Here is a 16,153-nt window from a genome sequence, read left to right on the forward strand (position 1 = left end):
TTAACGGGGGGGACACCATTGTACAATTCAGAGAAGAGAACAATTACTACGGAAAGATTGATTTTAAGACCTTTTGCATTGTCTGATGCACAGCGTGTCAGTGAGCTCTGCAATAATTATAATGTTTACAAAAGTACATTAACTCTACCTCATCCATACCCTATTGATTGTGCATTATCATGGATTGAAACACATGAAGTTGAGTTCAATAATGATAATTCATATGAATTCGCTATTACTGATAAAAATACAAACGAACTGTATGGTGCTATAGGTTTGAGAAATAACCGGACACACAGAAATGGCGAGCTTGGATATTGGATAGGCGAGGAACACTGGGGTAATGGATATGCTACAGAAGCAACAAAAGCGGTCATTAATTTTGCTTTTACAGAAAAACATTATCACAAAGTGTACGCCAGATTCTTTGCTTCAAATCCTGGTTCGGGACGAGTTATGCAAAAATCTGGCATGCTGAAAGAAGGCGTTTTGTTACAGCATATTTATAAAGAGAATGAGTTTGTAGACCTTATTCATTATGGGATATTAAATACGGGAGTTACTAACTAACGCTTGGATTTCATACACCACTATTTGAAGTCACGCCCATAGGGCGTGGCTTTTTTATTAGAAATGCTAGTTGGCTTCAACGGACAATAATGAAATTCCTTCTTATTTAAAATTAAAATAAAATTCTTGACACTTCTCATTGATAACGATTATCATAGGAATCGATGAGTGAAAATGAAAATCATTATCACTACATGAAATGTATAAATATACATATTTGGAGGGATAGATTTTGAAAAAAATATTAGTGCTACTGGTTATTGCAGCGCTTACGGCAATGACTGCATGTTCGTCTACAAATACAGCGGACAATCCAAAAAATGAAGCGGTAACGAATACAACCTCTAATGAATCGAAAGAAGCAAATGCAGCAAAAACAACAGAAGTAGCAAATACAGCGGAAGCTGCCGGCAAGGTGTACAGTCTGGAGAATGATGGTGTGGATGAAGCGTTGTTCAACGAAGCGTTAAGCCAATTCCCAGCCAAAGTACCGGAGCGTATTGTAACAACTTCTGTACCGTTAACAGAAATGCTTTATTTGCTCGGCATAACACCGGTAGGTGTACCAACTTCAACGAATCCAATCCCTGCTGATTTCGAAACAATTGATCGTATTGGATCACCCATGGCGCCGGATCTGGAGGTAGTAACCAAACTCGAACCGGACTTGCTGCTGGGAGCGGAATCTCTTCGCAGCACATTGGACAAATCGCTAGAAGGAATCGACCTACAAAAAGCATATTTGAGAACAGAATCATTCGAGGATCTAAAGCTTAGTCTCAAAGTATTAGGCACTTATTTTAATAAAAAAGATGAAATGAATGCTGCTTTAACTAAGATTTTGAACAAAGAAAATGAGCTGAGTCAATTAGCCGAAGGCAAAGAACTGCCAAGCGTGCTGCTAGTAATCGGAACCGCAGATTCTTTTATGGTTATGAGTGAGAAATCTTATTTAGGTAGCTTGGTTAAAAAGCTTGGTGCTGATAACATCGCAACTTCTGTATTGCAAGTTACTGACACTTACTCACCTATCAATATGGAGAACATTGTAGCCGCTGATCCAGACATCATTCTCGTACTCGCTTCAGGCGATCACGGAGCGACTGAGGATAAGTTCAAAAAAGAAATAGAGAAAAATGAAACTTGGACAAAGCTTTCGGCTTATGCAAATAACAAAATCAACATTCTAGATTACAGCGTATTCGGTGTCACTTCTATTATTAACGCGGAGACAGCCTTAACCGAAATTGCAAAATACTTCTATGAATAATTAAAGGAGACAGCAAGTGATAAATACATCTCGTAGCAGAATTATTGTTATTGTAACGTTAGCACTTGCGCTCGTTGCCGCTATAATTGCGATTGGACTAGGCTCAGTATACATTCCTATACCAGACATCCTAAGCACGATCTTTGGTTCAGCGGCAAAAGCGGTGAATGCGACCATTATATGGGATATTCGTTTGCCGCGTGTATTACTGGCGATGATCATTGGGGCAAATATCGCGGTTTCGGGTGCTCTTCTGCAAGCCGTGATGGGCAACCCACTTGCTGATCCAGGATTGACCGGTGTAACGAGTGGAGCGGCTGCATGTGTGCTTGTCATTATGCTTGCAGCTCCACAATATACGGAGTTCATTCCAATTGCGGCTTTTGTGGGTGGACTAATTGCTGCAGGGATTGTATATGCATTAGCGTGGAGAAGAACCGGTATTTCGCCCATCACTATTATTTTATCAGGAGTTGCTGTGAATGCTCTTTGCGGGGGATTAATAGGACTCCTGACCATCATGTACAGCGACAGACTTCCGGCAGCGGTCCAATGGTTAAACGGCAGTCTGGCTGCTAAAGGGAACAATGCCTTGATGATGGTTTTCCCGTATGCCATAGCAGGCTGGATATTATCCTTTTTCGCGATCCGCAAGGCGAATATTATACGTTTAGGGGATCAGGTAGCTTCGAATTTAGGTGAAAATGTGGACCGAATTCGTATTCTACTTTCCTTGCTGGCAGTATTTCTAGCGGCTATCTCTGTAGCGGCTATTGGGATGATTGGCTTTGTAGGGCTTGTTGTGCCACATATGGCTCGATTGTTGGTGGGTTCAGACTATAAATTTCTTTTGCCGATGAGTATGGGACTTGGTGCATTGGTATTGTTGATAGCAGATACAGGTGGACGTACCCTATTTGCACCTTTAGATATTCCTGCGGGTATCCTTATGGCGGTGATCGGTGGACCTTATTTTCTATACCTGATGAGAAAGAAGGCGTTCTAACATGTTTACTGTCGATTCTATTTCGATTCGGTATGAGCAGAAAAACATTATTAACAACTTCTCTTTTTCCGTAAAAAAGGGTGAAATCGTCTCGATTATAGGACCAAACGGCTCAGGTAAATCTACATTGCTTAAGGCGGTATCACGGCTAATTCCATATCATACGGGTGCAGTCACACTCGAGGGTACGGATCTAAAGTCTATGACTGCCAAACAAGTCGCTCGAAAAATGTGTATGCTGAGCCAGAAGAACCAAGCACCTAATGATATGACTGTGATCGATCTCGTCTCCTATGGTAGGTATCCACATAAAAAATGGTTCGAAAAATTAAATCATGAGGATATGGACATTGTCGACTGGGCACTGGAGAAGACACATTTAAAGGATTATAAGGATCGAGCCGTTTCCTCGTTATCCGGTGGTGAATCACAGCGTGCTTGGATTGCTATGGCCTTGGCGCAGCGTCCTTTGGTTATGTTGCTTGACGAACCGACCACTTACTTGGATATTTCGCATCAGCATGAAGTTCTTGAGTTAGTACGTGAGCTAAATCAAGACATGGGAATGACTGTCGTGATGGTGTTGCATGACCTCAATCAAGCCTCTACCTATAGTGATAGTATTGTTGTGGTGCAGGCGGGTGAAAAAGCGATGTATGGGACACCAAATGAAGTTATGACCACCGGAATGATCCGGGATATATACCGAATGGATGCCGAAGTTCAATATGTTCCTACAGAGACGAAACCTCGTATTCATTTGCTAAGTACCGTTCGCTAGATTCGTGGCTAGATTACATAACCTATTAATGGAGGGATTTTATAATGAAGAAGCCTGTAGATGTTGAAAAAAATAAAGAAAACTATTTGCAATTTATTGCGAATCGTAAAAATCTGATTTTGAGCTTGATTGATGACGAAGGAAAACCTTTTATCAGCTATGCTCCTTTTGTTAAGCATGAAGGCAAGCTGTATATCTACATTAGTAAGATCGCCGAGCATTACAGATATATGGAAAATAACGATTTTGTAGATGCGCTTCTAATTGCAGATGAGTCTGCGACGAATAATAAATTTGCAACGGAACGTGTGCGGTGGAATTGCACATCAAGCAATATCGGGAATGACGGGCATGAGGAGATCTTTGAATTGTTTAATGCTGATCATGGGGCGGCAATGGTGAATTTGCTGCGTGGATTGGATTTTTCATTGTTTGAATTGACCCCTCTCCAAGGGCGGTATGTTGTTGGTTTTGGCTTGGCCTTTGACATCGACGTTGATGCGAACCTGTTCAACCATGTGGTGATCGACAAGAAAAAAGACGAAGAAGCCACTGTACAAGGGAGCCAATAATCTATGACTTTCACTTCAGTGTTGCCAATCTGGCAAGCGGTGCAAACGCGATTTCATAAAATGGTGAAGGCTTTGCCGGAAGAAGATCTTAACCTTAAGCTAGGGAACTCTACGATTGGGGGATTAATTCAGCATAATGCAGAAGTTGAGTTTATGTTCGCAGAGTCGTTTTTTGGAAGACCTAATCCTCAAAGCGACAAGGCGGCATATTCTACATTGAATGAACTCGTTGATCTGCTGACTGTTTCCAATGAGAATCTAACTGCTGCGATGCAGGAGCTTCCGGAAGAAGCATGGCATGTGAGTGTGGAGTCGGCTTTTGGCACATCTACACCGCTTGAAGCGATAGGCAGACTTATGTATCATACAGGCATTCATGCCGGACAGATTTCGCTTATTAAGAAAAATGCAGTTCGAAGTGAAGTATAGTGAATTGGGAAATGATTGATGAGAAAACGGCAGAAATGTCGTTTTTTTTGTGCGTAAATAAGGAGTTTTTAAAAAGGAGTTTGGGTAGTTGTTGACGTTCTTTTGATGTCCCTTTGATGTCCTTTTGATGTCCTCTGCAGCCTCTGTTTGGTATAATATAGGGAATTCTAAGGGGGCACTGATTATGACAGAGTACTTGCGAGGCCAAATTGCCAAAATGGCGAATGTGAATATGGAGACGTTAAGGTATTATGAAGAGCTCGGATTAATTAGCACTCCCTTACGTTCGGAAGCTGGTTATCGTCTTTATTCGGATGAGGTGCTTAGCCGACTTGTTTTTATACATAATGCTAAATTGTGTGGTTTCACTTTAAAGGAAATTAAGAAGGCACTCACTAAATCTGAAAGCAGCGGCATTAGTATAGCTGATTTTGTAACTGTTGTGGATAAGAAAATGGATCGAGTTCGTGGCGAAATTGCAAAACAGGAAATAAAACTAACAGCCCTCGCAGATTTGAGGAAAAATTTGTTAGCCACAGATAAACATCCAGGCGTACAGTCCACGCTCGAAATCCTAAAAATGGATTCTTAACTTGACCTTGTAGTCTCCTACAGACTTTACAATCTGAGTTGAAAAGAATTGTAGGAGGGATTTACGAGATGGAAAAGACAAGTACAGAGCAGCTTGCAGCGATCAAAGATTATTTGCGACAAAGCAACCGATTGGATAGCAAGTCTATCGGTCAAATACGGCAGGAGATGGATGCGACGGCTGCGAACATGCCCAGTCCTACGGATGTTATCGTCGAGCGGGTCATGATTGGACCCTTAACCGGAGAGTGGATTATTCCTGTGAATTCTGCTCTACTCGCTGATGAAGTGATCCTTTATTTCCACGGTGGGGGTTTTATTTCGGGGACTTGTGAATTTTATCGGGATCTGGTTACACGAATTGCAAAATCTAGTGGCACGAAGATCCTGATCATTGAATATCGCTTGGCACCAGAGTTTACTTATCCGGCTGCTAATGAAGATTGTATAGACGCTTATCTGTGGCTGCTCGCGAATGGATATTCTGCCGGGAATGTCGTGCTTGGAGGGGATTCTGTTGGAGCCAGCCTTGCGCTGATGACGTTGATTACTATACGGGATGCGGGTGGGGAATTGCCGGCGGGTGCTTTTTTAATCTCGCCGCATACAGATCTCGTCCATTTGGATGGTGAATCGTATCTGAGTCGAGCGGAGTTTGATCCAACAGGCAGCTTAGACGGAAATAAACGAATAATTGATGTTTATCTAGGTGCTCGGATAGAACTAGCTCCTATATTATCTCCCTTAAGGTTGGATTTGCAGGGATTACCTGATTTACTTGTTCAAGTAGGCGACCACGAGGTATTGTTAAGTGATGCAACGAGGTTGGCTGAACGAGCACAAGCTGCGGATGTTCATGTAGAACTGGAAATATGGGAGAACATGTGGAGTGTCTTTCACTTTTTAGCTTATATGCTGCCAGAGGCGCAGCAAGCGATTGCGAATGTCGGTAAGTTTGTTAGGATGAGGTTAGATCGGATTGAGCAAAAAAGCAGCTGATATTACCCGCCTTCTTGAGAGATCAAGGAGGTTTTTTGGTGAAATCGTTAGGTTGGCAGAAGGCGGATTGCTAGATGTTGGGCTTCTTCATCGTAACGGACCGTATTGCAGCTATTTGCTCAATTTAGCGTGTTTGGCTAACTTTTCGGACTGCATAGCTCTTATTAGCACATTAGAATGCCGAAAAGGTGGGGATTTGGGTGAATAGCCGCATTGGAGTCCGATAGCATGGCGAATTACGGTGATTTCTGAAAATAAGGGCTCCTCAGTCCGAATTCATGTAGTACGGGGGCTACGGAAAATAAGATACTAAACTGGGACCTAAGTTTAATAATTGGGTGCGAGTATATACTGATAATGATTTAACGAATGACAAAGTGGTAATATTGTCAGTTCGTTTTTGAACATAATATGCTATGATAATTACCACCAGAGATAGAGCGAGGGGAATACATATGTCGAATGATCTTCCATTATCAAAAGAAAACATTTTGGACGCGGCTGAACAAGTGCTCCGGCGTTTTGGCCCGGACAAGACTTCTGTTGTAGATGTAGCGAAGGTGCTTAAAGTAAGTCATGGTACGTTGTATAGACATTTTTCCAGTAAATCTGCTTTGCGAGAAGCCGTAACCGAAAGATGGTTGCAGTATAATATTTCAGAGCCTTTAAAGAATATTTCAGAGCATTTTGATGGGAATGCCAAAGAGCAGCTCCGATTATGGATGGATACGTTGATTCGTAGTAAACGCACCTATGCTGTGGATGATGCCGAAATGTTTGCTATGTACGCAGCTGTAACTTTAGAAGCGGTGGATATGATTACCCTACACGTAGATCAATTAATTGGGCAAATCGCAGGCATTATTGAACAAGGCATACAATCCAAAGAGTATAGAGTGGTTGAACCAGTGGTAACGGCTAGAGCAATTTTTAATGCTACTTCGCGGTATCATCATCCAGCACATGCTATAGAGTGGCAGTCGGCTACGATTGATCAGGATTTCGCCTCCGTTTGGGATTTGATCCTTTCCGGAATTTGTTTGTAACATCTACTTAAAACCTTCTGATATTCAGGAGGTTTTTTTGTGTCTTAAAGAGGTATAAATCCCGTAGATTAGGCTGAATTGAGCGACTTGCAGCAGATAAACGGTATAAATCCCGTAGTTTAGTCTGAATTGTGCGAGTTGCAGCAAATGAACGGTATAAATCCCGTAGATCAGGCTGAGTGGAGCGACTTGCAGCAAATGAACGGTATAAATCCCGTAGATTTGATTGAATTGAGCGACTAGCAGCAGATGAACGGTATAAATCCAGTTGATTAGTCTGAATTGAGCAACTAGGGGCGAATGAACGGTATAAATCCCGTAGTTTAGTCTGAATTGTGCGAGTTGCAGCAAATGAACGGTATAAATCCCGTAGATCAGGCTGAGTGGAGCGACTTGCAGCAAATGAACGGTATAAATCCCGTAGATTTGATTGAATTGAGCGACTAGCAGCAGATAAACGGTATAAATCCCGTAGATTAGGCTGAATTGAGCGACTTGCGGCGAATGAACGGTATAAATCCCGTAGATATGATTGAATTGTGAGCGACTAGCGGCGAATGAACGGTATAAATCCCGTAGATTAGTCTGAATTGAGCAACTAGGGGCGAATGAACGGTATAAATCCCGTAATTAGGCTGAATCGAGTAACTGTTGTGAAATATGTGAAAAAATAAATTCAAATGACAAATATTAAAAAATGTCACTTGTAATTTGTAATTGATCGATTTATAATCAGACCAACAAGAAGGACAAAGTGATAGGAGGAGTAATTATGAATCAGAATTTAGCTGGAAAAGTAGCATTAGTAACAGGTGCATCGAGAGGCATGGGCCGGGAGATTGCGGAGAACTTGGCACAACAGGGTACGAAGGTGGTCGTTAACTATTCGAGTAACCCCGGCAAAGCCGAGGAAGTCGTAACCGGTATTAAACAAAAGGGTGGAGAGGCCGTCGCTATTCGGGCAGACATCAGCCAGGTGGCAGAACTTGAACAATTATTCCAAACCACACTAGAAGCCTATGGACAACTCGACATTCTCGTCAACAACGCCGGGATTATGATTACGAAGCCGATACTAAATATGACGGAAGAAGATTTCGACAAGCAGTTTGCGATAAATGTAAAAGGCACCTTTTTTGCTTGCCAGCAAGCAGCTAAATATATGAATGATAACGGACGGATTATCAATTTTTCAACTTCCGTTACGGGTCAAATGTTCCCGACCTACAGCGTCTATGCAGGAACTAAGGGAGCAGTGGAACAAATCACTCGTCAGCTGGCCAAAGAATTTGGACGAAAAGGAATCACTATCAATGCTGTTTCACCTGGACCTGTGAATACGGAGTTATTTACCGTAGGGAAATCAGCGGAAGAGATTGCGACCGTGGGGAATATGAATTCCTTTGGACGTTTAGGTGAGCCTGAGGATATCTCAAGCATTGTGTTGTTCTTAGCCAGTAAAGAATCACAGTGGGTTACAGGGCAAACGATCCGTGTGAATGGTGGATTCATTTAAGCTGGTGGTTAAAGGGATCTTTTTAATAGCTGAATGTGGTTAATCCTTCTAATATGAATGTAAATAAAAGGAGGAGTGAACCATGACGCAGATCATCTGCTCACCGACTAAATATATACAAGGACATGGTGAAATTCGTAAGCTGGGAGATTATTGTTTGCAGCTTGGAGCGACAAGAGCTTATGCCATTATTGATCCTTATATTTTCTCTGTGTACAAAAATGAGATCACATACAGTTTTGAAATGAACGAAATGCCACTAGTGATGTGTGAATTCAAGGGCGAGTGTAGCCGTAATCAGGTTAATGAGATAGTTGCAGCACTTGGCTTGAAGGATGCGGAAGTCATTATAGGAATTGGTGGTGGCAAGACTTTAGATACGGCAAAAGCAGTAAGCCACATGAGTAACCTCCCGGTAGTTATTGTACCCACAGTGGCTTCAACGGATGCACCTTGCAGTGCTTTATCAGTGTTGTATACGGATGAGGGAGACTTTGACTGTTATCTTCCACTAAAAAGAAATCCCGATCTGGTTATCGTAGACGTCGATATCATTGCTAAAGCTCCTGCAAGATTGCTTGTTGCCGGAATGGGTGATGCTTTGTCCACTTTTTACGAAGCAAGAGCTTGTCGAGAATCTGGGGCTATTACACACGCAGGTGGGACTAGCACAATTGCAGCCCTTTCATTAGCTCGTGCCTGTCTGGATACCCTTCTTGCAGAGGGTGAAACGGCATTAAAAGATATTAAGCAAGGCATCACCTCTCCTGCGGTGGAACATATCATTGAAGCCAATATTTACTTGAGTGGCATTGGGTTTGAAAGTGGAGGACTTGCTGCGGCGCATGCGATTCATAATGGATTGACGCTGCATGAGGAATGCAGGAATACTCTTCATGGTGAAAAGGTTGCTTTTGCTACGATCGTTCAGCTTGTACTGGAGAAAGCACCATATGAAGAGATTGATCAGGTGATTGGTTTCTGCAAAAAAATCGGTCTTCCCGTTACTCTCAACGATCTTGGAATTACTAGTAAGGATATTGATCCATTGGTGATGGTGGCGGAAGCTAGCTGTTCTGAGGATAGCCCCGTCTGGAATATGCCCTTTGAAGTTCAAGCTGTGGATGTGCTGGAAGCAATTCTTGCCGCAGACGCGCGGGGACAATAGAAAAAGCCCTATTGTAAATTATTGCGAACCCTCCCCGTACATATTTAACCTTCGTGAACCAAACAATGAGAACAATTGTTTAAGACGAAGGAGGCGTTCCTCTTGATGAAGGACAGTCGAAAGTTTAATCGTTATTTACTAATTTGGATTGCTGTTGCTGCTTTAATGGTTACTTTAATCGCTCCCATGGCACCGTCTGTTTCAGCTGCCGAGTCCAGAGACAACCCTACAAACACACCAAGTGAAGAGAAGACATCTCAACGTAATAAGGTCGTAATTATTATTGACGATTTCGGCAATGGCATGAAGGGGACGGATGAAATGTTTTCGTTGCCAATAAAGCTTACTGTGGCGGTTATGCCCTTTTTGCCTACATCTGTGAAGGATGCCACACGCGCGCATGAACGCGGAGATGATGTTCTGGTCCATTTGCCGATGGAGCCCCGCCAAGGGAATCCTAAATGGCTTGGACCCGGAGCTATACTGGCTAAGATGTCTGATGAGGAAGTGCGTCAAAAGGTGGAGGCAGCGCTCGATAATGTGCCCTATGCTATCGGTATAAACAACCACATGGGCTCTAAAATTACTGGGGACGAACGGATTATGGGTGTGATCTTATCCGTATGCAAAGAGCGGGGATTGTTTTTTGTGGACAGTAAAACCAACTACCGTTCTGTTGCTGGCAATATGGCTTATCGAATGGGGCTGCCGCGCGTAGAGAACCATATCTTTTTGGATGATACACACACAGCTAATCATGTGCTGAAACAAATGGGTCTAGTAAATAATCTGGCGAAGGATCAACGATTCTGCGTAACCATTGGTCATGTTGGTGTATATGGAAAAGAAACCGCCGCAGGCATCCGCAGCGGTGTGGAGCAAATAAAAGATGATGTTGAATTTATAGGCATTTCTGATCTCGTTAAAAACGAAATGAAATGGAACTCGAATCCTACACTTCCATAAGATAAGCTACTATGCCGCCAGCAATTGCTTCAGCAATTTCTTGTTGCCCTTTAGGGGTGCACAGCTTTTCGCGATCTGTCGGACTGCTTACAAAACCCGCCTCAACAATTACGGTTGTGGCGGTTATTTTGTTGAGTAAATAAAAAGGTTTACCTGGTCTTGTCTCAGCCTGGATATTATAGAGACTGTTTAATTGTTGCTGAATGGTCTGGGCAAGAATAAAGCTGCGGCCTTCTTGGCGATATAATACAAGTGGTCCATGCTTGGATGGTGAAGTTGCCCAGTTAACATGGATGCTGACCACTACAGTAGCTGGTAATGTCTCAGCCAGCTCTTTACGCTGAGCGAGGTCGCGCAGATGCCGGGATTTACTGCGCAGCCAGCGGTTCTCATCGCTTGGGGCGTAATCTCCATTACGATTTAAGGCAACGTCAAATCCATCGCTGCGCAGCAGCAGAAATAATCGGCGTGAGATATCTAATGTAATATCCTTCTCAAGAATGTTGCCGTAGGAAGTTCCTCCGTCGATCCCCCCATGTCCTGCATCAATTAAGATCATCCGGTGGCCGTGGCTTAAGAGATGCTGACGTTCATCATTCACTACGGGTTTGGATGGAGTTGCAGTAGCATATGCACTCCCCATAAACAGCATTAGAAGTCCAACTGTGGTTAAAGTAATACGCAAGCCGCATATTGCAGCTGCTGTCTTGGAATAAGCTTTATTTCTCCCAATGTTCAAATGAACTCCTCCTTGCATGTGAATAACCTCGTGCCCTAGATTCTTTGTTATATTGTGCTTTAATAGGTAAACCTATTCGAACAATTCGAGACAAGAGTTTAGATATATGCTCGGTGGTGCACACTAAGAGCATGGAACGACGCTGGCTATCTTAATTCACTTACAATGTAGGAGGTGTTACAAATGGCTTCCGGCGGCGATGAGCTTGTAAAGTATATCACTGAGAAGGTAGTTGTTTATATCGAGGATCCGCGTGCCATTCATGCTCGTAGAGCGGCTACAAAGCAGCCGTGGTCACAGAAATGGTTCGGTATGCTTCCGCTTGGTTGGTCGATCTGGCGAAGCAAATGGAGCCACAGTGACAAGGATTGAATTTCACAAATAACAAATAACAAATAACCTTCCAGTGCCTTGTTGAGGGTGGCAGCGGAAGGTTATTTGTTATGTTTAGTTATAGATATTTCTGTCGGGCAGCTTGTGCAGTGTTCCTATAGCCTGCAAGGCAGTGAGTGGCAAATACCGTCTTCCTTCTGGCCCTGATGCTGCGTAAACGGTAGGCATGTTGTTTATTGCTTTTGTTTTATTCGAAGCAGGCAACCAGTTTTGATAACCTGTAATCATAAAAGGTGCCCCTACGATATCATTTCGGCCAGCGGCTTGATAAGCAATACTTTCCTTGGGACGAATCAGTGTGGCGATATTGTCACCGCCTACAGCAAGCAGTTTTGGGGAGGTCAACCACATGATATCTTTATAAGGATCATCTGTTCCCCCGCTTTGATAGGCCGAAAGCGGAGACAAATCAGTAGTTAGGTTAGTGATTACATCCGTTTCTGTCTGCTGTCCTTTAAGCACTTCTTCCGCTTTACTTAGCGTCCACGGTAAAACTTGCGGCACGGAAGCATTGATAAATATTGTCTTATTGTCAATGACGATTTTCCATACGGGTAGAAGTGGTGCATATAAGGCTGTGAGTTTTATTTTTCCTGTATAAGATGAAGGTATAAGTCCTTCCTGCACCAAAAATTGGCGCAGTTCTAATAAACTATAGGGGAGTCCGTAAGTGCCAGCTCCATATTCGCTAAGCATATAACCACCTTGATCCGTAGCGGAAATGATCATGTAGCCGATCCGCTGTTCACCTTTCATAACGTTGACAAGCCAGCTATGAGTACCTGGACCCAGAGGATAATATTCTATTCCTGCGTCCTTCCAGGCTGTAAATGGAGCTTCTGCTGCGAGCTTGTTCAGTGTACTCTTGGCAAATTCTTGGACCGTACCGGGTGAAGGTAAGATATCCATCTGCAGTACAGGTATCAAATCCTGTGTGACTGAATCAACTACACTTACTCTGGAAGCGGCAAGCGCAGAAGAGGAACCGGAGCTCGTTGCGATGAGTCCGATGCATAGAAGCAGGAGGAAGCAGCTTTGACCTGCAAGAAGCAGCCTCCGCCGTACACTTATTTTCATGGCGTCGTTCACCTTTCTTTGTTATGAAATATCAGAAAGTAAAAAGCTTCCTTTTTATTGTAGAGGACAAGCTATAAAAAGGCTGTTGCTTGCTGTCGCGCCGGAAGGCGGAAGTTCTCTTGTTTTTTTGCCTGCTTTTAGCGAGTAGGGTCGCATTCTATAGGCTCCGCAGATGAAACAGTCCATAGGTCACCGCAGAAACTGCGATTTGCGGCTCATATTGCCAAATGGTCTCTTGTCGACGCCGATTATACTGCTCTTGAGTCGCTAGGCGTTTTTCTTCGTCAGGCTCCTTCAGCAGCTCTCCATAATAGACATCAATGATGTCCAGTTCAACCCTTAGCCGCTCACGTGCCTGTTCTGCCCAAGTGTAGTCCAGTTCGGCTAACTGAGCGGTAAGATGAGTTTCCAATAAGTCGGTAGCAGCTGCTACTGTCATTTCATAAGGCTGGATATGCACATTTTCCGGCAAGCGTGGCATCATCTCTTTTGTGGAAACTTTTGCATTAAAGTCATCAATGATGGTTCCCTTTGTTAGGGAGATGCCAAGATAATGGAGTTCTTCACGTTTCAAATCGCAGCTCATCTCCACTTTATAGCAGACACTAAGCCATGGCTCGTAAGCGGCAGAGAACAGCGTGTTTCGCTGCCTGCTGCCCGGGTCCTCAAATAAGTAAAGGCATTTCCCTTCGTCCCGAGCGGCGTTCCAAATCTGTTGCAATCGCTTGCTTCCGTAAATAATATCCTCTCTGCGGATCATTCCTGGCCCAATTCGTGGGAGTGCCGGCACAATTCCGAAGTAGCGGGCTAGGATACTTTCCTCCGGGTCAGTAGATGGAGCATTCACTGTTTCTGAGCCCGGGGAGGCGGATTCGAGTAAGTCAGCGCTGGCCTCTGCATCGTTTGTTCCGCCTGTAGTTAGGCTTCCGGTGACAACTTGATTCAAAATGCCAGCACTACGATTTGCAATAGGGGGAACCTCTACTGCAGCTTGACTGTCGTATTTTTCCGGATCAAAAACAAAGGTGAAAGAAAGGGTCTCAGGATCTACACCTGTGCGCTCCACGAATCCCCAATAATACGGCCGGTCGGTGAGCATTTTGTCAGCTCTAGGTGATAATTTCACAGTTACGTGAAGGGGCGAAGCCTCAATGATGGAGCATTCAGTGGCATCAAGATAGTCCATCACATGCTTGCGTACTTCCTGTGCGGTGAGGGTCATGTCGCAGTCCCACTTTCTTTTTTAATACCCTGTGTCAATTCACTGAGGGATTCACCAATATGGTCCAGCTCATGCCGCAATTCTTCGTCGGAGCGGGATTCGAGCATGATTTTGTATAAACTTTTCTCCAGCGATTCCTTCTTTTCAAAACGTTCCAGGATTACATCCAGCCCGCCAATCACCATTTCAAACATATTGATTTTTTCATGCAGCAGATGCAGGATATGTTCTTCAATCGTGCCTTGCGTAGACAAGTTGTAGATCACTACGTCATTTTCTTGCCCTAACCGATGGACACGGCCGATACGTTGCTCCACGCGCATGGGATTCCAGGGCAGATCAAAGTTGATCATATGGTGGCAAAATTGCAGGTTAATTCCTTCACCACCGGCTTCCGTTGCAATCATAACTTGGGCCCGGCCGCGGAAAAGATCCATCATCCAATCTTTTTTTCCACGGTTCATTCCGCCGGAATAAGAGACACACATCAGCCCATGTTCACGGAAATACTGTAGTAAATACTCTTGAGTTGCTCGATATTCCGTGAAAACGATGACCTTTTCATTCATTTCTTGAATGAGGGCTAAGGTTGTTTCAGCTTTAGTGTTTGTTTTAACGGTACGGAGGGTCTGTAGCAGCTCCATCATCCGGTCTCTTTTTGGGGAATCCGCAGGCAGCTTTTTGATCAAATTAACTAAAGTGATAAAGACGGCATCCCGGCTGCTGCACACCTCACGTTGAAGGGTTACCAGAGAAAGCATGCTGCTAAGATTGCCGCCGGATTCCTGATACTGGTCTTTGACAAAGGAAGTAACACTGTTATACAAATCTTTCTCTTCTTGGGAGAGAACTAAGGGAATATTACGGACTTTTCGTTTCGTGAAATTAACTGGACCTTCACCACGGCGATTGCGGATCATGACCTTCGAAAGCTCGTCCCGCAGTTGACCTTCATTTTTGGGCTGGCGTTTATCAACCACGAAATTCGAGGCAAAATCGCCCTGATTTCCAAGTTGCCCCGGCTTCAGTATAGTGATCAGATTAAAGAGTTCGCCCAGATCATTCTGAACGGGAGTCGCGGTGAGCAGCAGGCAATATTTTTTGCGTAATTGCTGTACAAATAGATAATTGGTCGATTTTTTATTCTTCAGCTTGTGAGCCTCATCAATGATCAACATATCGTATTCATTTTCCAGCAAGATTTCCTTATGAGGATCTCGTTTGGCGGTATCCATCGATGCGACGACTATGGCGTTGCCCCAAGAATAGGCTTTTTTCTGAGCGACAGCAGTGATGCCGAATTTCGCATTCAGCTCACGAACCCATTGCAATACTAGAGAAGCAGGTACGAGAATAAGCACTTTGGAGACAAGACCGCGTACGAGATATTCTTTGAGCACCAGTCCTGCTTCAATGGTCTTGCCCAGTCCAACCTCATCTGCAAGAATCGCGCGGCCTGACATTTCGAACAGAACCTTATGCGCTGTATCCAGCTGATGGGGAAGAGGGGACAAGCCGGATAAATGCTTCATACATTGCAGCTCATCGAAGCTCGTTACTAGACCTGTTTCCTCTCCTTGTACGGCAAGCTTAGATAAACGGTAGTCTCCCCATGGGCCGCCCTTTTCCAATTTGAGCTCCAGATCTTGCAACCAATTCCGGTCAAAAGAAAGAGGAACAGGCAGTATCGGCGCGGGTGTTCCCCCTTGCTGGGGTAGAGAATTACGGAATAATTGCGTCATAATGCAGCCTCCTCAAGCTCGGATTTATATCACCATTCGTAAGAGTAGTATGCTCGTAAACGAGAG

18 protein-coding genes are annotated in these 16,153 nt (G+C 43.9%); 13 read left to right on the forward strand and 5 right to left on the reverse strand.

Annotated elements, in window-relative coordinates:
• Positions 1-18: 18 nt before the first annotated feature.
• The 9 genes from NST40_RS10825 (at position 19) to NST40_RS10865 (ending at position 7,264) form a co-directional block, all read left to right on the forward strand.
• The gene (locus NST40_RS10825) at positions 19-570 is read left to right on the forward strand and encodes a GNAT family N-acetyltransferase (RefSeq protein ID WP_076277468.1); all 552 of its coding nucleotides are present in this window, start codon (positions 19-21) and stop codon (positions 568-570) included.
• A 232-nt stretch (positions 571-802) separates the two neighbouring features.
• Entirely contained in the window at positions 803-1,840 is a 1,038-nt protein-coding gene (locus NST40_RS10830) for an ABC transporter substrate-binding protein (protein ID WP_081387583.1), read from the forward strand.
• A gap of 16 nt (positions 1,841-1,856) precedes the next feature.
• Entirely contained in the window at positions 1,857-2,846 is a 990-nt protein-coding gene (locus NST40_RS10835; protein ID WP_051491618.1) for an iron ABC transporter permease, read from the forward strand.
• A 1-nt stretch (position 2,847) separates the two neighbouring features.
• A complete protein-coding gene (locus tag NST40_RS10840; protein ID WP_076277467.1) occupies positions 2,848-3,627 on the forward strand; it encodes an ABC transporter ATP-binding protein in 780 nt (259 codons plus the stop codon).
• A 44-nt stretch (positions 3,628-3,671) separates the two neighbouring features.
• Positions 3,672-4,199, forward strand: a complete 528-nt coding sequence (locus NST40_RS10845) for a pyridoxamine 5'-phosphate oxidase family protein (protein ID WP_076277466.1) — start codon at positions 3,672-3,674, stop codon at positions 4,197-4,199.
• Between the two features lie 3 nt (positions 4,200-4,202).
• Positions 4,203-4,628, forward strand: coding sequence for a DinB family protein (locus NST40_RS10850; protein ID WP_076277465.1), 426 nt, complete (start codon positions 4,203-4,205; stop codon positions 4,626-4,628).
• Between the two features lie 184 nt (positions 4,629-4,812).
• A complete protein-coding gene (locus tag NST40_RS10855; protein ID WP_076186455.1) occupies positions 4,813-5,220 on the forward strand; it encodes a MerR family transcriptional regulator in 408 nt (135 codons plus the stop codon).
• Positions 5,221-5,288: 68 nt separating this feature from the next.
• The gene (locus NST40_RS10860) at positions 5,289-6,218 is read left to right on the forward strand and encodes an alpha/beta hydrolase (protein ID WP_076277464.1); all 930 of its coding nucleotides are present in this window, start codon (positions 5,289-5,291) and stop codon (positions 6,216-6,218) included.
• A 455-nt stretch (positions 6,219-6,673) separates the two neighbouring features.
• Positions 6,674-7,264 carry a TetR family transcriptional regulator gene (locus NST40_RS10865; protein ID WP_076277463.1) on the forward strand — a complete coding sequence of 197 codons (591 nt, stop codon included), beginning with the start codon at positions 6,674-6,676 and terminating at the stop codon, positions 7,262-7,264.
• 24 nt (positions 7,265-7,288) lie between these two features.
• Here the strand turns inward: NST40_RS10865 and NST40_RS10870 are convergent, their stop codons facing one another.
• Entirely contained in the window at positions 7,289-7,666 is a 378-nt protein-coding gene (locus NST40_RS10870) for a hypothetical protein (protein ID WP_342410666.1), read from the reverse strand.
• 370 nt (positions 7,667-8,036) lie between these two features.
• On the opposite strand from NST40_RS10870, the gene NST40_RS10875 reads away from it, so the two are divergent.
• From NST40_RS10875 to NST40_RS10885, 3 genes are all read left to right on the forward strand, one after another.
• Entirely contained in the window at positions 8,037-8,780 is a 744-nt protein-coding gene (locus NST40_RS10875) for an SDR family oxidoreductase (RefSeq protein ID WP_076277462.1), read from the forward strand.
• An 82-nt stretch (positions 8,781-8,862) separates the two neighbouring features.
• Positions 8,863-9,948, forward strand: coding sequence for a glycerol dehydrogenase (locus NST40_RS10880; RefSeq protein ID WP_076277461.1), 1,086 nt, complete (start codon positions 8,863-8,865; stop codon positions 9,946-9,948).
• A 105-nt stretch (positions 9,949-10,053) separates the two neighbouring features.
• A complete protein-coding gene (locus tag NST40_RS10885; protein ID WP_081387580.1) occupies positions 10,054-10,914 on the forward strand; it encodes a divergent polysaccharide deacetylase family protein in 861 nt (286 codons plus the stop codon).
• On the opposite strand, the gene NST40_RS10890 is transcribed toward NST40_RS10885, so the two are convergent.
• On the reverse strand, positions 10,901-11,653 hold the full coding sequence (locus NST40_RS10890; protein ID WP_256719064.1) for an N-acetylmuramoyl-L-alanine amidase: 753 nt from the start codon (positions 11,651-11,653) through the stop codon (positions 10,901-10,903). The two genes, NST40_RS10885 and NST40_RS10890, sit on opposite strands and share 14 nt — an antisense overlap.
• 183 nt (positions 11,654-11,836) lie before the next feature.
• Between NST40_RS10890 and NST40_RS10895 the strand changes: the two genes are divergently transcribed.
• Positions 11,837-12,025: a YqzE family protein gene (locus tag NST40_RS10895; RefSeq protein WP_036689445.1), complete on the forward strand. Its 189-nt coding sequence runs from the start codon at positions 11,837-11,839 to the stop codon at positions 12,023-12,025.
• A 75-nt stretch (positions 12,026-12,100) separates the two neighbouring features.
• Here the strand turns inward: NST40_RS10895 and NST40_RS10900 are convergent, their stop codons facing one another.
• From NST40_RS10900 to NST40_RS10910, 3 genes are all read right to left on the reverse strand, one after another.
• Entirely contained in the window at positions 12,101-13,123 is a 1,023-nt protein-coding gene (locus NST40_RS10900; RefSeq protein ID WP_076220063.1) for a hypothetical protein, read from the reverse strand.
• Between the two features lie 157 nt (positions 13,124-13,280).
• The gene (locus NST40_RS10905) at positions 13,281-14,345 is read right to left on the reverse strand and encodes a YqhG family protein (protein ID WP_076277460.1); all 1,065 of its coding nucleotides are present in this window, start codon (positions 14,343-14,345) and stop codon (positions 13,281-13,283) included.
• The gene (locus NST40_RS10910; RefSeq protein WP_076129985.1) at positions 14,342-16,087 is read right to left on the reverse strand and encodes an SNF2-related protein; all 1,746 of its coding nucleotides are present in this window, start codon (positions 16,085-16,087) and stop codon (positions 14,342-14,344) included. The genes NST40_RS10905 and NST40_RS10910 overlap by 4 nt, the downstream gene beginning before the upstream one ends.
• Positions 16,088-16,153 lie beyond the last annotated feature (66 nt).

Source organism: Paenibacillus sp. FSL R10-2778 (assembly GCF_038593035.1).
GTDB lineage: Bacteria > Bacillota > Bacilli > Paenibacillales > Paenibacillaceae > Paenibacillus_AQ > Paenibacillus_AQ odorifer.

Bases quoted from the DNA above. Each gene is read 5' to 3' on its own strand.
- NST40_RS10840 (WP_076277467.1), top strand. From the start codon at position 2,848: ATGTTTACTGTCGATTCTATTTCGATTCGGTATGAGCAGAAAAACATT.
- NST40_RS10860 (WP_076277464.1), top strand. From the start codon at position 5,289: ATGGAAAAGACAAGTACAGAGCAGCTTGCAGCGATCAAAGATTATTTG.
- NST40_RS10900 (WP_076220063.1), bottom strand. From the start codon at position 13,123: ATGAAAATAAGTGTACGGCGGAGGCTGCTTCTTGCAGGTCAAAGCTGC.
- NST40_RS10875 (WP_076277462.1), top strand. From the start codon at position 8,037: ATGAATCAGAATTTAGCTGGAAAAGTAGCATTAGTAACAGGTGCATCG.
- NST40_RS10865 (WP_076277463.1), top strand. From the start codon at position 6,674: ATGTCGAATGATCTTCCATTATCAAAAGAAAACATTTTGGACGCGGCT.
- NST40_RS10845 (WP_076277466.1), top strand. From the start codon at position 3,672: ATGAAGAAGCCTGTAGATGTTGAAAAAAATAAAGAAAACTATTTGCAA.
- NST40_RS10855 (WP_076186455.1), top strand. From the start codon at position 4,813: ATGACAGAGTACTTGCGAGGCCAAATTGCCAAAATGGCGAATGTGAAT.
- NST40_RS10905 (WP_076277460.1), bottom strand. From the start codon at position 14,345: ATGACCCTCACCGCACAGGAAGTACGCAAGCATGTGATGGACTATCTT.
- NST40_RS10880 (WP_076277461.1), top strand. From the start codon at position 8,863: ATGACGCAGATCATCTGCTCACCGACTAAATATATACAAGGACATGGT.
- NST40_RS10895 (WP_036689445.1), top strand. From the start codon at position 11,837: ATGGCTTCCGGCGGCGATGAGCTTGTAAAGTATATCACTGAGAAGGTA.
- NST40_RS10885 (WP_081387580.1), top strand. From the start codon at position 10,054: ATGAAGGACAGTCGAAAGTTTAATCGTTATTTACTAATTTGGATTGCT.
- NST40_RS10910 (WP_076129985.1), bottom strand. From the start codon at position 16,087: ATGACGCAATTATTCCGTAATTCTCTACCCCAGCAAGGGGGAACACCC.
- NST40_RS10850 (WP_076277465.1), top strand. From the start codon at position 4,203: ATGACTTTCACTTCAGTGTTGCCAATCTGGCAAGCGGTGCAAACGCGA.